13 protein-coding genes are annotated in these 19,666 nt (G+C 70.4%); 12 read left to right on the plus strand and 1 reads right to left on the minus strand.

The features are described from left to right. Nucleotides 1–13: 13 nt before the first annotated feature. The 12 genes from A3CE_RS0142505 (at nt 14) to mpaM (ending at nt 18,245) form a co-directional block, all read left to right on the plus strand. The gene (locus A3CE_RS0142505; protein ID WP_020646209.1) at nt 14–5,590 is read left to right on the plus strand and encodes a non-ribosomal peptide synthetase; all 5,577 of its coding nucleotides are present in this window, start codon (nt 14–16) and stop codon (nt 5,588–5,590) included. Beyond that, nucleotides 5,587–5,796, plus strand: a complete 210-nt coding sequence (locus A3CE_RS0142510; protein ID WP_020646210.1) for an MbtH family protein — start codon at nt 5,587–5,589, stop codon at nt 5,794–5,796. The genes A3CE_RS0142505 and A3CE_RS0142510 overlap by 4 nt, the downstream gene beginning before the upstream one ends. Nucleotides 5,797–5,907: 111 nt before the next feature. Beyond that, nucleotides 5,908–7,083 carry a cytochrome P450 gene (locus A3CE_RS0142515; RefSeq protein WP_020646211.1) on the plus strand — a complete coding sequence of 392 codons (1,176 nt, stop codon included), beginning with the start codon at nt 5,908–5,910 and terminating at the stop codon, nt 7,081–7,083. 49 nt (nt 7,084–7,132) lie between these two features. Next, nucleotides 7,133–8,329, plus strand: a complete 1,197-nt coding sequence (locus A3CE_RS0142520) for a cytochrome P450 (protein ID WP_020646212.1) — start codon at nt 7,133–7,135, stop codon at nt 8,327–8,329. Nucleotides 8,330–8,478: 149 nt separating this feature from the next. Then, the gene (locus A3CE_RS0142525) at nt 8,479–9,699 is read left to right on the plus strand and encodes a cytochrome P450 (RefSeq protein ID WP_020646213.1); all 1,221 of its coding nucleotides are present in this window, start codon (nt 8,479–8,481) and stop codon (nt 9,697–9,699) included. 60 nt (nt 9,700–9,759) lie between these two features. After that, entirely contained in the window at nt 9,760–11,235 is a 1,476-nt protein-coding gene (locus tag A3CE_RS0142530; protein WP_020646214.1) for a tryptophan 7-halogenase, read from the plus strand. An 82-nt stretch (nt 11,236–11,317) separates the two neighbouring features. Next, entirely contained in the window at nt 11,318–12,508 is a 1,191-nt protein-coding gene (locus tag A3CE_RS0142535; RefSeq protein WP_020646215.1) for a glycosyltransferase, read from the plus strand. Between the two features lie 64 nt (nt 12,509–12,572). Then, on the plus strand, nt 12,573–13,802 hold the full coding sequence (locus A3CE_RS0142540) for a glycosyltransferase (protein ID WP_020646216.1): 1,230 nt from the start codon (nt 12,573–12,575) through the stop codon (nt 13,800–13,802). Nucleotides 13,803–13,949: 147 nt separating this feature from the next. Then, nucleotides 13,950–15,179 carry a glycosyltransferase gene (locus tag A3CE_RS0142545; protein ID WP_020646217.1) on the plus strand — a complete coding sequence of 410 codons (1,230 nt, stop codon included), beginning with the start codon at nt 13,950–13,952 and terminating at the stop codon, nt 15,177–15,179. 33 nt (nt 15,180–15,212) lie between these two features. After that, nucleotides 15,213–16,439, plus strand: a complete 1,227-nt coding sequence (locus A3CE_RS0142550) for a class I SAM-dependent methyltransferase (RefSeq protein ID WP_020646218.1) — start codon at nt 15,213–15,215, stop codon at nt 16,437–16,439. A 95-nt stretch (nt 16,440–16,534) separates the two neighbouring features. Next, nucleotides 16,535–17,359, plus strand: coding sequence for a PIG-L deacetylase family protein (locus tag A3CE_RS0142555; RefSeq protein ID WP_043791382.1), 825 nt, complete (start codon nt 16,535–16,537; stop codon nt 17,357–17,359). A gap of 31 nt (nt 17,360–17,390) precedes the next feature. After that, a complete protein-coding gene (gene mpaM / locus A3CE_RS0142560; protein WP_026469391.1) occupies nt 17,391–18,245 on the plus strand; it encodes a daptide-type RiPP biosynthesis methyltransferase in 855 nt (284 codons plus the stop codon). Here the strand turns inward: mpaM and A3CE_RS0142565 are convergent. Next, entirely contained in the window at nt 18,226–19,512 is a 1,287-nt protein-coding gene (locus tag A3CE_RS0142565; protein WP_026469392.1) for an aminotransferase-like domain-containing protein, read from the minus strand. The genes mpaM and A3CE_RS0142565 overlap by 20 nt on opposite strands. Nucleotides 19,513–19,666 lie beyond the last annotated feature (154 nt).

Here is a 19,666-nt window from a genome sequence, read left to right on the forward strand (position 1 = left end):
TAAGGAGCAGATTGTGACCGTTGACGACACTCGCGCGAAGCGCCGCTCCAGCGTCGAGGACGTCTGGCCTCTTTCGCCGCTGCAGGAGGGAATGCTCTATCACACCGCCCTCGACGACGACGGGCCGGACACCTACACGGTGCAGACCGTCTACGGCATCGACGGCCCGCTGGACCCGGGGCTCTTGCGGGCGTCGTGGCAGGCGCTCGTGGACCGGCACGCCGCGCTGCGGGCCTGTTTCCGGTACGTCTCCGGGGCGCAGATGGTGCAGGTCATCGCGCGGGAGGCCGAGGTTCCCTGGCGCGAGACGGACCTTTCCGGGCTGCCGGACGACATCGCCGAGGGCGAGGTTGACCGGCTGGCGGCGGACGAGGTGGCCGAGCGGCTGCGCATCGAGGCCGCGCCGCTGATGAAGCTGCACCTGATCCGGCTCGGCCCGGACCGCCACCGGCTCGTGCACACGCTGCACCACGTGCTGGTGGACGGCTGGTCGATGCCGATCCTGCACCGGGAGCTCGCCGCGATCTACGCGGCGGGCGGGGACGCGTCCGGCCTCCCGCCCACCGTCTCCTACCGGGACTACCTCGCCTGGCTGGGCCGGCAGGACAAGGAGGTGGCGCGGGCGGCCTGGCGGGCCGAGCTCGCCGGGCTGGACACGCCGACCACGGTCGCCGCGCCCGATCCGGCCCGCGTCCCGGACATCCACACGGCGGTGGTCGAGCTGCCGGCGGAGCTGACGGACGGCTTGGCGCAGTTCGCGCGTGGCCACGACCTCACGCTGAACACCGTCGTGCAGGGCGCGTGGGCCGTCGTGCTGGCCCAGCTCGCGGGCCGCGACGACGTCGTGTTCGGCGCGACCGCCTCCGGGCGGCCCGCGGACCTGCCCGGGGTGGAGGCGATGGTCGGCCAGCTGCTCAACACCCTGCCGGTGCGGGTCCGGCTCGACGGCGGGCGCCGCGCGGCCGAGCTGTTCGCCCGGCTGCAGCGCGACCAGTCGGCACTCATGGCCCACCAGCACCTCGGCCTGCAGGACGTGCAGGCCGTCGTCGGACCCGGAGCGGTCTTCGACACGCTCGTCATCTACGAGAACTTCCCCCGCAAGGGACTCGGCCGGGCACCGGGCGGTGGCCTGAGCCTGGTCCCGGTGAAGCGCGGGCGGAACTCCTCGCACTACCCGTTCACGCTGATCACCGGACCCGGCGAGCGGATGCCGCTGATCCTCGACTACGACCGGGGCCTGTTCGACCCCGCGGCCGCCGAATCGGTCGTCGGCGCGCTGGCCAGGGTGCTGGAGCGGCTGGTCGCCGAGCCCGACGTCCTCGTCGGCAGGCTGACGCTCGCGAGCGAGGCCGAACGCGCGCTGGTGGTGGAGGGCTTCAACGCCACCGCGGGCCCGGTGCCGGGGGAGTCCGTCCTCGAGCTGTTCGCCCGGCGGGTGGCCGCCGCGCCGGACGCGGTGGCGATCACCGGCGCCGCCGGCGCGAACCTGACCTACGCCGAGGTCGACCAGGCGTCGAACCGGCTGGCGGGCTACCTCGCCGTCCGGGGCGTGGGCCGTGGCGACCGCGTCGGGGTGGCCATGGAACGGTCGCCGGATCTGCTGATCGCGTTCCTGGCGATCTGGAAGGCGGGTGCCGCCTACGTTCCGGTGGACGTCGAGTACCCGGCCGAGCGGATCTCGTTCGTCTTCGACGACTCCGGCGTCTCGACCGTCCTGTGCACCCTGGCCACCAGCGCGGTCGCGCCGGGCAACGCGATCGTGCTCGACGCGCCCGAAACACGCGTGGCCGTGCGGGACTGCGCCGCGCCGGAAATCCGGCCGCACGCGGACGACCTGGCGTACGTCATGTACACCTCCGGCTCCACCGGCCTGCCGAAGGGCGTGGCCATCCCGCACGGGGCCGTGGCCGGCCTGGCGGGCGACGCGGGCTGGCAGATCGGTCCCGGCGACGGCGTGCTGATGCACGCGACGCACGTCTTCGACCCTTCGCTCTACGCGATGTGGGTGCCGCTCGTCTCGGGCGCCCGGGTCCTGCTCACCGAGCCGGGGGTGCTGGACGCGGCCGGGGTACGGCAGGCCGTGCACCGGGGCGCGACCTTCGTCCACCTCACCGCCGGCACCTTCCGCGCGCTGGCGGAGACGGCACCGGAGTGCTTCGAAGGCCTGGTCGAGATCGGGACCGGCGGCGACGTGGTTCCGCTGCAGTCGGTGGAGAACCTGCGGCGGGCCCAGCCCGGCCTGCGGGTGCGCAACACCTACGGGCCGACCGAGACCACCCTGTGCGCGACGTGGCTGCCGATCGAGCCCGGTGAGGTGCTCGGCCGGGAGCTGCCGATCGGCCATCCGATGACCAACCGCCGGATCTACCTCCTCGACGCCTTCCTGCGCCCGGTTCCGCCGGGCGTGGCCGGCGAGCTGTACATCGCGGGCACGGGCCTGGCCCACGGGTACCTGAAGAGCCCCGGCCTGACGGCCGGCCGGTTCGTGGCCTGCCCGTTCGCCGCCGGTGAACGCATGTACCGCACCGGCGACCGGGCGCGCTGGACCCGCGACGGCGAGGTGGTGTTCCTCGGCCGCGCCGACGACCAGGTGAAGATCCGCGGCTACCGGGTCGAGCTCGGCGAAGTGGAGGCTGCGCTGGCGGCCCAGCCGGGCGTGGTCGAGGCCGTCGTCACGGCGCGGGAGGACCAGCCCGGCGAGAAGCGCCTGGTCGGCTACTTCGTCTCCGACGGCGGCGACGCGGGGCCGGTGGAGATCCGGCGGCAGCTGGCCCTGGTGCTGCCCGACTACCTGGTCCCCATCGCCGTGGTCGCCCTGCCCGGCCTGCCCGTCACCCCCAACGGCAAGGTCGATCGCCGGGCCCTGCCCGCCCCGGATCTCGCGGGACACTCGCCGGAGAAGGCACCCGAGAACGAGACCGAGAAGGTGCTGTGCGCGCTGTTCGCCGAGATCCTCAGCATCGACCAGGTGGGGGTCGACGACACCTTCCACGACCTCGGCGGCAGTTCGGCGCTGGCCATGCGGCTCGTCGCGCGGATCCGTGAGGAGCTCGGCGCGGACCTGCCCATCCGGCAGCTGTTCTCCTCGCCGACCCCCGCGGGCCTGGCCAGGGCGCTGGCCGCGAAGTCACGCCCCGCGCTGGAAGCCGCCCAGCGGCCGGACCGGGTGCCCGTCACCGCCCGGCAGCTGCGTGCCTGGCTGCTGGCCGATCCCGGCGGGGAGACGGCCGGCCTGCACACCTCCGTCGCCCTGCGCCTGCACGGCCGGGTGGACGTGCCCGCGCTGGCGGCGGCGCTCGGCGACGTCGCGGCCCGGCACGAGATCCTCCGCACGACCTTCCCGGGTGACGCGCAGAGCGTTCACCAGCACGTCCACGACGCCTTGGCGGTCGAGCTGACTCCGGTCGGAGTCACCGAGGAAGACCTCCCGGGGCTGCTCGCCGAGCGGCGTGACCTGCTCTTCGACCTCACCAGGGACGTGCCGTGGCGGTGTGACCTCTTCGCGCTCTCGGACAACGAGCACGTGCTGCACCTGCAGGTCCACCGGATCCTCGCCGACGACGACTCGCTCGACGTGTTCTTCCGCGACCTGGCGGCCGCCTATGGTGCGCGCCGCGAAGGCCGGGTCCCGGAGCGCGCGCCCCTGGCGTTGCAGTTCGCCGACTACGCGCTCTGGGAGCAGCGCCTGCTCACGGACGAGAACGAGCCGGGCAGCCTGATCAACGAGCAGGTGGCCTTCTGGCGGGACAACCTGGCCGGCCTCGACGGGGAGACGGTGCTGCCGTTCGACCGCCCGCGCCCGGCCGTCCCGTCGCGGCGCGCCGGAACGGTCGCGCTGCGGCTGGAGGCCGGCCCGCACGCCCGGTTGACGGAGGCGGCGGAGCCGGCGGGCGCGGACACGCTCGAGATGGTGCACGCCGCGCTCGCGATGCTGCTGGCCAAGCTCGGAGCGGGCCACGACGTGGTGATCGGCACGGCGCTGCCGCGGGACGAGGAGCTCTTCGACCTCGAGCCGATGATCGGGCCGTTCACCCGGCCGCTCGCCCTGCGCACCGACGTCTCGGGCGATCCGACCTTCCTCGAGGTCGTCGCCAGGGTGCAGGAGGCGGGCCAAGCCACGGGCGAGCACCTGGACCTGCCCTTCGAACGGATCGTCGAGCTGCTCGATCTGCCGGCCTCGCTCGCCCGCCACCCCGTGTTCCAGGTGGGACTTCAGGTGGACGAGGAGGACATCGACGGATGGGCCGCGGCGGAACTGCCCGCCCTGCGCACCGCCGTCGAACCCGGCGGGACCGCGGCCATGGAGCTGGACCTCGCGGTCAAGCTCACCGAGCGCTTCGACGACGACGACAACGCCGGCGGCCTCGAGGGCGCGCTGCACTACGCCACCGACCTGTTCGACGAGGCCACGGCGGAGTCGGTGGCCCGGCGGCTGGTCCGCGTCCTCGAGCAGGTGGCGGAGGATCCCGGGCGGCGGATCAGCGACCTGGATGTCTTCCTGGACGACTTCGAACGCGGCCGTCCGCCCATCGCTCCGGCGCGGTGGGCCGGGGCCGTGCCCCCGGTGGTCGCCGAACTGGCCGGGGACGGCCCGCTCGGCGCGCTCCTGCTCGACGAGCAGCTGCGCCCGGTCGCTCCCGGAGCCGTCGGCGATCTGTACGTCACCGGCCCGGCCGTGGACGCGGGAACGGCCACCCTGGCGACCGTGCCCTGCCCGTTCGGGGACGAGGGGCACCGGATGCTGCACACGGGCCTGCTCGCCCGCAAAACGCCCGCCAAGACCCTGGTCGTCGTGGGCGAGCGGAGGCGGTCGAGCGCTTCGGTGAAGACGGGTGACTTCGAGATCCTGCTGCCGCTGCGCGCCGGCGGTGACCGCCCGCCCCTGTTCTGCGTCCACGCGAGCGGTGGCCTGAGCTGGAACTACGAGCCGTTGCTGCGGTACCTCCCGCCGAACCAGCCGGTCTACGGCGTGCAGGCTCGCGGCCTGGCCCGGACCGAACCGCTGCCGGGCAGCGTCGAGGAGATGGCGGCCGACTACCTCGAGCAGATCCGTGCCGTGCAGCCGGCCGGGCCGTACCACCTCCTCGGCTGGTCCCTCGGCGGCCGGATCGCGCAGGCGATGGCCAGGTTGCTCGAGGCGGACGGGGAGCGGCTCGGCCTGCTCGCCCTGCTCGACGCCTATCCCGTCTACATGGGACGCAAGACGACCGGCGCCGCGAGCGAAGAAGCGGCTCTCGAACAGCGGAACCAGCAGGATCTGGACCTCGCGGGGCAACTGGTCAAGGGTGTGGCCGCCCGGTCGCGCCTCGAGGCGGTCATGCGCAACCTCTGGAAGGTCGGGCCACGGCACACGGCTTCGCCCTTCGCCGGCGACGTCCTGCTTTTCGTGGCCACTGTGGACCGTCCCGCGCATTTGCCCGTCCCAGTGGCGAAGGCCAGCTGGAAGGAATTCACCAGTGGGGCGGTAGAGGCCCACGAAATCCCGTCCAACCACTACGACATGGTGCAATCCGCGGCGCTGGGCCAGATTGGTGCCATCGTCGCCGAGAAACTCCGGTCCCGGCCGGAGGGTGAAAGGACACAACGATGAGCAATCCGTTCGACAACGAAGACGGCTCCTTTTTCGTGCTGGTCAACGACGAGGGCCAGCACTCCCTCTGGCCGACCTTCGCGGAGGTGCCCGCCGGCTGGACCCGCGTGCACGGCGAAGCGGGCCGTCAGGAGTGCCTCGCCTACGTCGAGGAGAACTGGACGGACCTCCGGCCGAAGAGCCTCATCCGGGAAGCGAGCGCCTGAGTGTCCAGCCGCTCAACGCGGACGGTTGGACGAGCCCGGCGCTCGTCCGACCGGCTCCGGGCGGCTTCCGCTTGAGTCCACCGGCTGGATGAGGCGAAAGGACCTTGTGCAGTGTTCGAGGAGAGCAACGCCCTCCGGGGCACGGAAATACACCGGAGAGACCGGTTCGCTCCGGGGCCGGAACTGCGCTCCCTGATGGGCGAGGGCACCATGTCCATCCTGCAGCCCCCGGATTCCCCCGGCGGGCGGACCGGGTGGCTGGCCACCGGGCACGACGAGGTCCGGCAGGTCCTCGGCTCGGACAAGTTCAGCGCCAAGCTGCTCTACGGCGGGACCGTGGCCGGCCGCATCTGGCCGGGCTTCCTCAACCAGTACGACCCCCCGGAGCACACGCGCCTGCGCCGGATGGTGACGTCGGCGTTCACCGTCCGGCGGATGCAGGACTTCCGGCCGCGGATCGAGCAGATCGTCCAGGCGAGCCTGGACGCCATCGAGGCCGCCGGTGGCCCGGTGGACTTCGTCCCCCGGTTCGCCTGGTCCGTGGCGACGACGGTGACGTGCGACTTCCTCGGCATCCCGCGTGACGATCAGGCGGACTTGTCGCGCGCCCTGCACGCCAGCCGGTCCGAACGGTCGGGCAAGCGGCGGGTGGCGGCGGGGAACAAGTACTGGACGTACATGACCGAGATCGCGGCCCGCGCGCGCCGCGATCCCGGTGACGACATGTTCGGCGCGGTGGTGCGCGACCACGGCGACGCGATCACCGACGCGGAACTGCTGGGCGTGGCCGCGTTCGTCATGGGCGCGGGCGGGGACCAGGTGGCCCGGTTTCTCGCGGCGGGCGCGTGGCTGATGGTCGAGCACCCCGATCAGTTCGCGCTGCTGCGGGAAAAGCCGGACACCGTCCCGGACTGGCTGAACGAGGTGGAGCGGTACCTCACCAGCGACGAGAAGACCACTCCGCGCATCGCGCAGGAGGACGTGCGCATCGGTGATCAGCTCGTCAAGGCCGGCGATGCCGTCACCTGCTCGCTGCTGGCGGCGAACCGCAGGAAGTTCCCCGCCCCGGAGGACGAGTTCGACATCACCCGGGAACGGCCGGTGCACGTCACGTTCGGCCACGGCATCCACCACTGCCTCGGCAGGCCACTGGCCGAGATGGTGTTCCGGGCGGCGATTCCGGCGCTGGCACAACGCTTTCCCAAGCTGAGGCTGGCCGAGCCGGACCGCGAGATCAAGCTGGGGCCGCCGCCGTTCGACGTGGAAGCCCTGCTGCTGGAGTGGTGACGCCGGGCCGGACACGAAATCGTCGGGAGCAAAAGAGGGGGTTTTCCCGTTGAATGATGACGACCCGCGGCCGCTGCACATTCGCCGGCAGGGCCTGGACCCGGCGGACGAGCTGCTCGCCGCCGGATCGCTGACGAGGGTCACCATCGGATCCGGAGCGGATGCCGAGACCCATTGGATGGCCACCGCGCACGCCCTCGTCCGGCAGGTGATGGGCGACCACCAGCGGTTCAGCACCCGGCGCCGCTGGGACCCGCGGGACGAGATCGGCGGGACGGGCACCTTCCGGCCGCGTGAACTGGTCGGCAACCTGATGGACTACGACCCGCCCGAGCACACGCGGCTGCGCCAGAAGCTGACCCCCGGGTTCACGCTGCGCAAGATGCAGCGGCTGCAGCCGTACATCGAACAGATCGTCAACGAGCGACTCGACGAGATGGCGCGGGCGGGATCGCCCGCGGATCTGGTCGCGTTCGTCGCCGACAAGGTGCCCGGCGCCGTGCTGTGCGAGCTGATCGGCGTGCCGAGGGACGACCGGGCCACGTTCATGCAGCTGTGCCACGCGCATCTCGACGCCTCGCGAAGCCAGAAACGGCGGGCGGCGGCGGGAGAGGCGTTCTCCCGCTACCTGCTGGCGATGATCGCCAGGGAACGCAAGGACCCGGGCGAGGGGCTCATCGGAGCGGTCGTCGCCGAATACGGCGACGAAGCCACGGACGAGGAGCTGCGCGGCTTCTGCGTGCAGGTGATGCTGGCTGGCGACGACAACATCTCCGGCATGATCGGGCTCGGCGTGCTGGCGCTGCTGCGGCACCCCGAGCAGATCGACGCGTTGCGCGGCGGCGAACAGCCGGCGCAACGAGCCGTCGACGAGCTGATCCGGTACCTGACCGTGCCCTACGGCCCGACACCCCGCATCGCGAAGCAGGACGTCACCGTCGGGGACCAGGTGATCAAGGCGGGCGAGAGCGTCATCTGCTCGCTCCCGGCGGCCAACCGCGACCCCGCCCTCGTGCCGGACGCGGACCGGCTCGATGTCACGCGCGACCCCGTCCCGCACGTCGCGTTCGGGCACGGGATCCACCACTGCCTGGGAGCCGCACTGGCCCGCCTCGAACTGCGCACGGTCTTCACCGCGCTGTGGCGGCGGTTTCCCGACCTGCGGCTCGCGGATCCCGCCCAGGAGACCAAGTTCCGCCTCACCACCCCCGCTTACGGGCTGACCGAGCTGATGGTCGCCTGGTGACCGGGGGCCCGCGACGTCCACGCGAGGCCGCTGGACGTCCTGCCTGATTCCGGGTGGAATTGGGACCGTCGGCGGGTTCGGGCCGAAAAAACCGAACGACCAAGACAGAGGGACATTTCTTCCCGGTCGACCAAGGAGTTTCCACGCGGATGGGGCACGATATCGGTCAGCTCGCGCCGCTCTTGCCGGAGCCGGCGAACTTCCAGCTGAGGACGAACTGCGATCCGCATGCGGACAACTTCGACCTGAGGGCGCACGGCCCGCTGGTCCGGATAGCCGGGGACTCCTCCGCTCAGCTGGGCAGGGAATATGTCTGGCAGGCCCACGGCTACGACGTCGTGCGCCGGATATTGGGCGACCACGAGAATTTCACGACGCGGCCGCAATTCACCCAAGCGAAATCCGGGGCGCACGTCGAGGCCCAGTTCGTCGGGCAGATATCGACCTACGACCCACCCGAGCACACCCGGCTGCGGAAGATGCTCACGCCGGAGTTCACGGTCCGGCGGATCCGCCGGATGGAGCCCGCGATCCAAGCCCTCGTCGACGATCGGCTCGACCGGGTGGCGGCCGAGGGACCGCCCGCCGACCTCCAGGCGCTGTTCGCCGACCCGGTCGGCGCGCTCGCTCTGTGCGAACTGCTCGGCATCCCCCGAGACGACCAGCGCGAGTTCGTCCGGCGGATCAGGCGGAACACCGATCTGAGCCGCGGGCTCAAGGCGCGGGCGGCGGACAGCGCGGCGTTCAACCGGTACCTGGACAACCTCATCGCCCGGCAGCGCCGGGACGCCGACGACGGGTTCCTCGGCATGATCGTGCGAGAGCACGGGGACACCGTCACGGACGAGGAGCTGAAGGGCCTGTGCACGGCGCTGATCCTCGGCGGCGTCGAGACCGTCGCCGGGATGATCGGCTTCGGGGTGCTCGCCCTGCTCGAGAACCCCGGCCAGGTGCCGTTGCTGTTCGCGGGCCCCGAGCAGGCCGACCGCGTGGTCAACGAGCTGCTGCGTTACCTGTCTCCGGTGCAGGCGCCGAATCCCCGCCTCGCCGTCAAGGATGTGATCATCGACGGACAGCTGATCAAAGCGGGAGATTATGTCCTGTGCTCGGTCCTCATGGCCAACCGGGACGAAGCGCTGACGCCGAACCCCAACGTCTTCGACGCGAATCGCGCCGCGGTATCGGACGTCGGTTTCGGGCACGGCATCCACTACTGCGTGGGCGCGGCGCTGGCCAGGTCGATGCTGCGGATGGCGTACCAGGCCCTGTGGCAGCGATTCCCCGGGCTCCGGCTGGCCGTGCCCATCGCGGAAGTGAAGTACCGAAGCGCGTTCGTCGACTGCCCTGATCGGGTTCCGGTCACCTGGTAGCGCAATCCGGGTTGAAAACCAGCCTCGGCAATTTGACACTCGACAGAGGAATGGTGGGAGATGTCGGTCGAAGACTTCGACGTGGTGGTGGCGGGCGGCGGGCCGGGTGGTTCGACGGTGGCCACGCTGGTGGCCATGCAGGGACACCGGGTGCTGCTGCTGGAGAAAGAGGTTTTCCCGCGGTATCAGATCGGTGAGTCGCTGCTGCCCGCCACGGTGCACGGCGTGTGCCGGATGCTCGGCATCTCCGACGAGCTGGCCAATGCCGGGTTCCCGATCAAGCGCGGCGGCACGTTCCGCTGGGGCGCCCGGCCGGAGCCGTGGACGTTCCACTTCGGCATCTCGGCCAAGATGGCCGGCTCGACGTCGCACGCCTACCAGGTCGAGCGGGCGCGGTTCGACGAGATGCTGCTGAACAACGCCAAGCGCAAGGGCGTGGTCGTGCGGGAGGGGTGCGCGGTCACCGATGTGGTGGAAGACGGCGAGCGGGTCACCGGTGCGCGGTACACCGATCCCGACGGCACCGAGCGGGAAGTGTCGGCGCGGTTCGTGATCGACGCGTCGGGCAACAAGAGCCGGCTCTACACCAAGGTCGGCGGTTCGCGGAACTATTCGGAGTTCTTCCGCAGCCTCGCGCTGTTCGGTTACTTCGAGGGTGGCAAGCGGCTGCCCGAGCCGGTCTCCGGGAACATCCTGAGTGTGGCCTTCGACAGCGGCTGGTTCTGGTACATCCCGCTGAGCGACACGCTGACCAGCGTCGGCGCGGTGGTGCGCCGGGAGGACGCCGAGAAGATCCAGGGTGACCGGGAGAAGGCCCTCAACACGCTGATCGCCGAGTGCCCGCTGATCTCGGAATACCTCGCGGACGCGACCCGGGTGACGACCGGCCGGTACGGGGAACTGCGCGTCCGCAAGGACTACTCCTACCAGCAGGAGACCTACTGGCGGCCGGGCATGATCCTGGTCGGCGACGCCGCGTGTTTCGTGGACCCGGTGTTCTCCTCCGGTGTGCACCTGGCGACCTACAGCGCGCTGCTCGCGGCCCGGTCGATCAACAGCGTCCTCGCCGGCGACCTGGACGAGAAGACCGCGCTGAACGAGTTCGAGCTGCGGTATCGCCGTGAGTACGGCGTGTTCTACGAGTTCCTCGTGTCCTTCTACCAGATGAACGTGAACGAGGAGTCGTACTTCTGGCAGGCCAAGAAGGTCACGCAGAACCAGAGCACCGACGTCGAGTCGTTCGTCGAGCTGATCGGCGGAGTGTCGTCCGGGGAGACCGCGCTGACGGCCGCCGACCGCATCGCCGCGCGCAGTGCCGAGTTCGCCGCGGCGGTGGACGAGATGGCGGGCGGGGACGGCGACAACATGGTGCCGATGTTCAAGTCGACGGTGGTCCAGCAGGCGATGCAGGAAGCGGGCCAGGTGCAGATGAAGGCGCTGCTCGGCGAGGACGCCGAACCCGAGCTGCCCCTGTTCCCCGGTGGCCTGGTGACCTCGCCCGACGGGATGAAGTGGCTGCCTCACCACCCTGCGTGAAGCCTGTGCGCGCCGGCCGTTCGCGGGTGGCCGGGACCTGCGGAACAACCTATGGAAAAACCTACGGAACAGAGGGTGCGAAATGCGCGTGTTGATCTCGGGGTGCGGATCGCGCGGGGACACCGAACCGCTGATCGCCTTGGCGGTCCGGTTGCGGGAACTCGGTGTAGACGTCCGGATGTGCCTGCCGCCGGACTACGTGGAGCGGTGCGCCGAGGTCGGGGTGTCGATGGTGGCGGTCGGCCCGGCGATGCGCGCCGGGGCACGCGGGCCGGGAGAACCGCCGCCGGGAGCACCCGAAATCGTGTCCGAGGTGGTCGCGGACTGGTTCGACAAGGTGCCGGCGGCCGCCGAAGGGTGTGACGTGGTGGTGGCGACCGGCTTGCTGCCCGCCGCGGTCGTCGTGCGGTCGGTCGCCGAGAAGCTGGGCATCCCTTACCTCTACACCGTGCTGTCGCCGGACCACCTGCCGTCGGTGCTCAGCCAGGCGGAGCGCGACGAATACGACCAGGGCGCCGACCGGCTGTTCGGTGCGGTGGTCACCAGCGGGCGGGCCGCGATCGGCCTGCCGCCGGTGGCGAACCTCTTCACCTACGGCTACACCGAACAGCCCTGGCTGGGGGCGGACCAGATCCTCGCCCCGCCGCCACCGGGAGACTTGGACACCGTGCAGACCGGTGCGTGGATCCTGCCCGACGAACGGCCCCTTCCCGCGGAGCTGGAGACGTTCCTCGCGGCCGGGTCGCCGCCCGTGTACGTGGGTTTCGGCAGCTCGTCCGGACCCCGGACCGCCGGCGCCGCCAAGGCGGCCATCGAGGCGATCCGCGCCCGGGGCCACCGGGTCGTCCTCTCCCGCGGCTGGGCCGACCTGGCCGCGCCCGACGACTCGGCCGACTGCTTCACCGTCGGCGAAGTGAACCTCCAGGTGCTGTTCCGCCGGGTGGCCGCCGCCGTCCACCACGACAGCGCGGGCACGACACTCCTGGCCATCCGGGCAGGCACCCCCCAGATCGTCGTCCGCCGCGTGATAGACAACGTGGTGGAGCAGGCGTACCACGCCGACCGGGTGGCCGAACTGGGGGTCGGTGTGGCACTCGAAGGTCCGATCCCGGCCTCCGAGGCCATGTCGGACGCGCTCGAGACGGCGCTGGCACCGGAAACCCGCGCGCGAGCGGCGGAGGTGGCGGGCACGGTCCGCACCGACGGGACGACGGTGGCCGCGGAACTGCTGTTCGCCGCGGTCAGCCGGGAAAAGCCCGCCGTTCCCGCATGACCCGCACCGAGCCGGCGTGCCGGGAACCGGCCGGCGGGCCAGAACCCAGGAAACGGGGAAATACGTGAAGCGTGTGCTGTTGTCGACGCTCGGAAGCCGCGGAGACGTCGAACCACTGGTGGCCTTGGCGGTCCGGCTGCGCGACCTCGGCGCGGAGCCGCTGATGTGCGCACCGCCGGACTGCGCGGACCGGCTGGAAGAGGTCGGCGTGCCGCACGTGCCCGTCGGCCCGTCGGCGCGCGCGCCGATCCATCGGGAGAAGCCGTTGACGCCCGAGGACATGCGCCGGCTCATGGCCGAAGCGATCGCCATGCCGTTCGACCGGATACCGGCGGCCGCCGAGGGGTGTGCCGCAGTGGTGACGACCGGGCTGCTGGCCGCCGCGATCGGCGTGCGGTCGGTGGCCGAGAAGCTGGGCATCCCCTACTTCTACGCCTTCCACTGCCCGAGCTACGTGCCGTCACCGTACTATCCGCCGCCACCGCCCCTCGGCGAGCCGCCCGCCGAGGACGTGACCGACATCCGGGCGCTGTGGGAGCGGAACAACCGGAGCGCTTACCAGCGGTACGGGGGTCCGCTCAACAGCCACCGGGCCGCGATCGGCCTGCCTCCGGTGGAGGACATCTTCACCTTCGGCTACACCGATCACCCGTGGGTGGCGGCGGATTCGGTCCTGGCCCCGATGCAGCCGACCGACCTCGGTGCCGTGCAGACCGGCGCGTGGATCCTGCCCGACGAACGGCCGCTTTCCCCGGAGCTGGAAGCTTTCCTGGACACCGGCACCCCGCCGGTGTACCTCGGGTTCGGCAGCCTGCGCGCCCCGGCCGACGCCGTCCGGGTGTCCATCGACGCGATCCGGGCCCAAGGCCGCCGGGTAATCCTTTCCCGGGGCTGGGCCGACCTGGTCCTGCCCGACGACCGGGAAGACTGCTTCGCCACCGGCGAGGTGAACCAGCAGGTGCTGTTCGGCCGGGTGGCCGCCGTCATCCACCACGGCGGCGCGGGCACGACGCACGTGGCCATGCAGGCCGGGGCACCCCAGGTCCTGGTGCCCCAGATGGCGGACCAGCCGTACTACGCCGGCCGGGTGGCCGAGCTGGGGATCGGGGTGGCCCACGACGGTCCGGTCCCGACCTTCGACTCGCTGTCGGCCGCGCTCGTCACGGCGCTGGCCCCGGAAACCCGCGCACGAGCGGAGGCCGTGGCGCGCACGGCCGGTGCCGACGGGGCGGCGGTGGCCGCGAAACTGCTGCTCGACGCGGTCAGCCGGGAAAAGCCGGCTGTTCCCGCGTAAACCACACCGGGTCGGCGCCGCCGGAAAGTGGCGCATGCGGTGACCCGGGTCCTGTCCATTCTTTGACCGTTCCGGACATAAATGCGCTCGGATAGCATTCCGCCTCATTATCGCAGGGGGACAGAACCGATCAAATTGGGGTGCGGGATGCGTGTGTTGCTGTCGACGGCGGGAAGCCGTGGAGACGTCGAACCGTTGCTGGCCTTGGCGGTCCGGTTGCAGGGACTCGGCGCGGAGGTGCTGATGTGCGCGTCGCCTGCTTCCGCGGAGCGGCTGGCCGAGGTCGGGGTGCCGCACGTGCCGGTCGGCCTGCAGCTGGACGGCATGTTGTTGCAGGAAGGAATGCCGCCGCCGTCGGCCGAGGACGAGCGCAGACTCGCGGCCATGGCGATCGACATGCAGTTCGACGCGGTCCCCGCGGCCGCCGAAGGGTGTGCCGCGGTCGTGGCGACCGGAGAGCTGGCCGCCGCGGCCGCCGTGCGGTCGGTGGCCGAGAAGCTGGGCATCCCGTACTTCTACGGCGCATACAGCCCGAACTACCTGGCGTCGCCGCACTATCCGCCGCCCGACGACGAGCGGACCACCCCGGGCGTGACCGACAACGGGGTGCTGTGGGCCGAGCGTGCCGAGCGTTTCGCCAAGCGGTACGGGGAAACGCTCAACAGCAGACGGGCGGCGATCGGCCTGCCCCCGGTGGCGGACGTCTTCGGCTACGGCTACACCGAGCAGCCCTGGCTGGCGGCGGACCCGGTCCTGGCCCCGCTGGATCCGGATCTCGACGCGGTGCAGACCGGCGCGTGGATCCTGCGTGACGATCGGCCGCTTTCCCCTGAGCTGGCGGCGTTTCTCGCTGCCGGGTCACCGCCGGTGTACGTGGGTTTCGGCAGCGCGTCCGGGCCGGGAATCGAGGACGCCGCGAAGGTGGCCATCGAGGCGATCCGGGCCCTCGGCCGCCGGGCGATCCTTTCCCGCGGCTGGGCCGATCTGGTCCTGCCCGACGACCGGGAGGACTGCTTCGCCGTCGACGAGGCGAATCTCCAGGTGCTGTTCGAGCAGTCGGCCGCCGTCGTCCACCACGGCAGCGCGGGCACCGAGCACCTGGCCACGCGGGCCGGCGTCCCCCAGATCGCGATACCCCGGCACACGGATCAGGCGTACTACGCCGGCCGGGTGGCCGAGCTGGGGGTCGGTGTGGCACTCGAAGGTCCGGTCCCGTCCTTCGCGGCGATGTCGGCGGCGCTCGCGACGGCCCTGGCCCCGGAAACCCGTGCGCGAGCGGCGGAGGTGGCGGGCACGGTCCGCACCGACGGGACGACGATGGCCGCGGAGCTGCTCTTCCAGGCGGCCGAACAGGGCAAACTGACCGTTCCCGCGTGAATTTCTTCGAAGACAAAGCAAAGAGGAGACTGCATGTCGACCACGTCCCAGTGCCGTATCTGTGACGGCACTGTCCACGAGTTCATCGACTTCGGACGCCAGCCGCTCTCGGACGCGTTCGTGGCTCCCGGCGCGGAAAAGGGTGAGTTCTTCTTCCGCCTTGCCACCGGCATCTGCGATTCCTGCACGATGGTGCAGCTGATGGAGGAAGTCCCGCGGGACCTGATGTTCCACGAGGCCTACCCCTACCTGTCGTCGGGTTCGGCCGTCATGCGCACGCACTTCCACGAGCTGGCCAAGCACCTGCTGGCCACGGAGCTGACCGGCGAGGACCCGTTCATCGTCGAGCTCGGCTGCAACGACGGCATCATGCTCAAGGCCGTGGCCGACGCGGGGGTGCGCCAGCTCGGCGTCGAACCCTCCGGCAGTGTCGCGGATCTGGCGGCAGCCAAGGGGATCCGCGTCCGCAAGGACTTCTTCGAAGAGGCGACGGCCGCCGACATCCGCGAGAACGACGGCCCCGCGGACGTGATCTACGCGGCCAACACACTGTGCCACATCCCTTACATGGACTCGATCCTGAAGGGCGTCACCAAGCTGCTCGGCCCGAACGGCGTGTTCGTCTTCGAGGACCCGTACCTCGGCGACATCGTGGAGCGCACGTCGTTCGACCAGATCTACGACGAGCATTTCTTCCTCTTCACGGCGCGCTCGGTCCAGGAGATGGCCCGGCGCAACGGCCTCGAGCTCGTGGACGTCGAGCGCATTCCGGTGCACGGCGGCGAGGTCCGCTACACCCTGGCCCTGGCCGGCGCTCGCAAGCCGTCCGAGGCCGTGGCGGAGCTCCTGGCCTGGGAGGCGGAGCGCAAGCTGGCGGAGTACGCCACGCTGGAACGTTTCGCCACCGACGTGAAGAAGATCAAGGAAGACCTGATCGCGCTGCTGACCAAGCTCCGTGCCGAAGGCAAGCGCGTCGTCGGCTACGGCGCGACGGCCAAGAGTGCCACGGTGACCAACTTCTGCGGCATCACCCCGGACCTGGTCGAGTTCATCTCGGACACGACACCGGCCAAGCAGGGCAAGCTCAGCCCGGGACAGCACATCCCGGTCCGCGAGTACGGGGAATTCGCCGGCAACCACCCGGACTACGCCCTGCTGTTCGCCTGGAACCACGCCGACGAGATCATGAACGTGGAACAGGCCTTTCGTGACGCCGGCGGTCAGTGGATCCTTTACGTGCCGAACGTGCACGTGAGCTGACCGGCCATGCGAATCCTCGCGTCGAGCCCTTTCGGCGGGCACTGTCCAGGGTTCACCAGTTGTCTTGTGGCAGCGCTGTCGGCACCGTGATTGCCATGCCTCAAGACCTCGACGCGGACCGGATTCTGGCGATATCCCCGCATTTGGACGACGCGGTTCTTTCCTTCGGTGCCGGCCTCGCCCGTGCGGCGCAGGCCGGCGCGAAGGTGACCGTTCACACGGTGTTCGCCGGGACCGCGGCGCCCCCTTATTCGCCGGCGGCGGAGCGGCTGCACGCGATCTGGGAGCTCTCACCGGATCAAGACGCGTCGCTCCGCCGCCGGGACGAAGACATCGCCGCGCTCGACCACCTGGGCGTCGACTACCGGCACGGCCGGTTCCTCGACGCCATCTACCGCAAGCTGCCGGACGGCCGATGGCTGGCCGACAACGTGCCGGGCCGCCAGAAGCTGGCCATCGGACGGCAATCGCCGCAGGGCGATCCGGAGCTGTTCTCCGCGGTCCGGGCGGACATCGAGTCGATCGTCGAAGAGTACGCCCCGGCGCTGATCCTGACCTGCGCGGCAGGCAACGGTCATGTCGACAACGAGATCGCGCGGGATGCCGCGCTGTTCGTCGCGTACGAGAAGGGCATCCGGGTTCGGCTGTGGGAAGACCTTCCGCACGCGATGTTCGCGGAGGGCGCCGCCGAACTGCCGGACGGATTCCGGCTGGGGCCGCCCGATTTCGGTTCCGTCGAACCGGAGGCACGGGCGCGGAAATTCGAAGCGCTGCGGCTCTACTCGTCGCAGATGCTGATGCTGCACGGGCCGGAAAAGGATTTCTTCGCTCAGCTGGACGGGCATGCCCGGAAGAGTGCACCGGGTGGTGGATACGGCGAAACGACCTGGCCGGTTGTCTCTCGCGAAGACAACGGCTGAATCCAGGGCTGAACCCAGGGAGGTTGTCATTGTGAGCGGTCAACTCGAGCGTGGTCCGGTGCGGACCACGCACGCCGACGTCCTGCTGGCCTCGGTGGGTGAGCGAGGCGTTCTGTGCGACTTCTACGACGAGGAGGGCTCGAACACCTATCGGGACCTGATCCAGGACGCGGACGGTACCCCGGAAGCGCGGGAGTTCGCCACTCGCGTCGGCCCGGTGCCCGGACCCGTGCTGGAGCTCGCGGCCGGCACGGGCCGGCTGACCTTCCCGTTCCTGGAGCTCGGCTGGGAGGTGACCGCCCTGGAACTGTCGGCCCCGGTGGTCGACGGCTTCCGGATGCGGCTGGCGGAAGCACCGGCGGACCTGCGGGACCGCTGCACAGTGGTTCAGGCGGACATGAGCGCTTTCTCGGTGGACCGGCGCTTCGGGGCAGCGGTCATCAGCTCGGGTTCGGTCAACGAACTGGACGAAGCCGGCCGGCAGGGCCTGTACGCGTCGGTTCGCGAGCACCTCGAGCCCGGCGGGAAGTTCCTGCTCAGCCTGGCCTTGTCGGAGGTCGCCGAGTCACAGCCGCCGGAGCGCCGGCAAGAGTTGCCAGGCCAGAGCGGCCGGCTGTACGTGTTGCACGTGAGTGTGCAGCCGGCGGAGGAGACCCAGGACATCACGATCTACCCCGCCGACGAAACAGCGGATCCCTTCGTCGTCTGCACGCATCGCCGCCGGCTCGTCCCGGCGGACCGGATAGTGCGGGAACTTCTTCGGGCCGGCTTCGACGTGATCGCGCGGACGCCGTTCGCGTCCGGTGCGTCCGGCCGGGCGGGCCATGAAGACATGTTGCTGGTGGAAGCGGTGAAGCAGGAGGGCGCTATCCCAGCCGCGCGGTGATGAGCGCGGCGAGCCGGGCGACGCCCTCTTCGATCAGTTCCGGGGTGAGCAGGCTGATCGACAGCCGCAGCTGGTTGAACCCGCCCTTGCCGCCGTAGAAGTGGTGCATCGGGGTGAACAGCACGCCGTGGTCGCGGGCGGCGAGGGCGAGCAGGTCGTCGTCGACGGTGAAGGGGACGGTGACGGTGACGAAGAACCCACCGGTCGGCGTGTTCCAGCGGACCCCGGCGCGCCCGCCGAGCCGTCGCTCGAGCTCGCCCAGCACGAGCCGCAGGTTGCGCTGGTAGACCGCGATCTCGCGCGCGTTGGCCTTGGTCAGGCTGAAGTCGTTGAGGAGCAGCTTCCCGGCGATCACCGACTGGGCTATCGGGGACGTGTTCACCGTGAGCATGCCCTTGAGCTTGGAGAGCTGGTCGGCGAGCAGGCCGCCCCCGGCCATTCGCTGGTCCGCCACGGTGAAGCCGACCCGGGCACCGGGCATGCCGGTCTTGGCGAAGGAGCCGATGTAGACCACGGTCCCCGACCGGTCGAGGGCTTTCAGGGTGGGGAGGCGTTCGGCGCCGAAGAGCCCGTACGCGTTGTCCTCCAGGAGCAGGATGCCGTTGGCCTCGGCGACCTCGAGGAGCCGGTGCCGGGCGGCCAGGTCCATGCTGGTCCCGGTCGGGTTGGCGAAGTTCGGTGTCACGTAACAGGCCCGGACCCGCTTGCCCTGTTCGTCGGCCCGCTTCAGCTGCAGGACCAGGTCGTCCGGGTCGATGCCGTTCTCGGTCGACTGCACCGGCCAGACGGGCGTGTCGGTGAGCAGCGCCGCCCCCGTCAGGCCGACGTAGGTGGGGGCGGGGGCGAGCAGCACGTCGTGTTCGGTCGCCCGCAGCGTGCGAAGCACCAGGAACATCGCCTCCTGGGCGCCCACGGTGACCACCACGGATTCCGGGGCGGCGTCGATGTTCTCGTCCTCGGCGAGGTTGCGGGCGATGAGGTCGGCGATGACGCCTTTCGTGGTGCCGTACTGGAAGAGCGTGCGGGTGACCCCCGCTTCGTCGAGCTTCCGGTCGCGGCGGAGGTGGTCGCAGTAGGCGTCGATGTACTCGTGGATGAGGCGGATGTCGAAGAATTCTTCGTACGGGCGGCCTGCCGCCATGGAAATAGCCACCGGGTATTCGTCGATCAGCTCGTTGAGCAAGTTCATCGACGAGATGGCCGGATCGGTGAGCGATCCGTGCAGGGTTTCCACGCTCAATGGGGTGGACAGACCGAAGGAATCCATAAATACTAGGATTTCCATACGCCGCCGAGGTGTCAAGCGGCGGCGGTGGACGCGATCGCGTGGCGATTCCCGACGATTTCCCGGCTCGGTACCGCGCGCGGAACAAAAGCCGTCCGAGACTGTCGATGTCCATTTCTCGCTTTTCCGGACACTC

Source organism: Amycolatopsis balhimycina FH 1894, assembly GCF_000384295.1.
Taxonomy (GTDB): Bacteria; Actinomycetota; Actinomycetes; order Mycobacteriales; family Pseudonocardiaceae; genus Amycolatopsis; species Amycolatopsis balhimycina.

What these genes read in the sequence shown, in the direction of transcription:
- A3CE_RS0142530 (WP_020646214.1), top strand. Translation starts at nt 9,760, where the DNA reads ATGTCGGTCGAAGACTTCGACGTGGTGGTGGCGGGCGGCGGGCCGGGT.
- A3CE_RS0142545 (WP_020646217.1), top strand. Translation starts at nt 13,950, where the DNA reads ATGCGTGTGTTGCTGTCGACGGCGGGAAGCCGTGGAGACGTCGAACCG.
- A3CE_RS0142525 (WP_020646213.1), top strand. Translation starts at nt 8,479, where the DNA reads ATGGGGCACGATATCGGTCAGCTCGCGCCGCTCTTGCCGGAGCCGGCG.
- A3CE_RS0142555 (WP_043791382.1), top strand. Translation starts at nt 16,535, where the DNA reads ATGCCTCAAGACCTCGACGCGGACCGGATTCTGGCGATATCCCCGCAT.
- A3CE_RS0142565 (WP_026469392.1), bottom strand. Translation starts at nt 19,512, where the DNA reads ATGGATTCCTTCGGTCTGTCCACCCCATTGAGCGTGGAAACCCTGCAC.
- A3CE_RS0142550 (WP_020646218.1), top strand. Translation starts at nt 15,213, where the DNA reads ATGTCGACCACGTCCCAGTGCCGTATCTGTGACGGCACTGTCCACGAG.
- A3CE_RS0142510 (WP_020646210.1), top strand. Translation starts at nt 5,587, where the DNA reads ATGAGCAATCCGTTCGACAACGAAGACGGCTCCTTTTTCGTGCTGGTC.
- A3CE_RS0142535 (WP_020646215.1), top strand. Translation starts at nt 11,318, where the DNA reads ATGCGCGTGTTGATCTCGGGGTGCGGATCGCGCGGGGACACCGAACCG.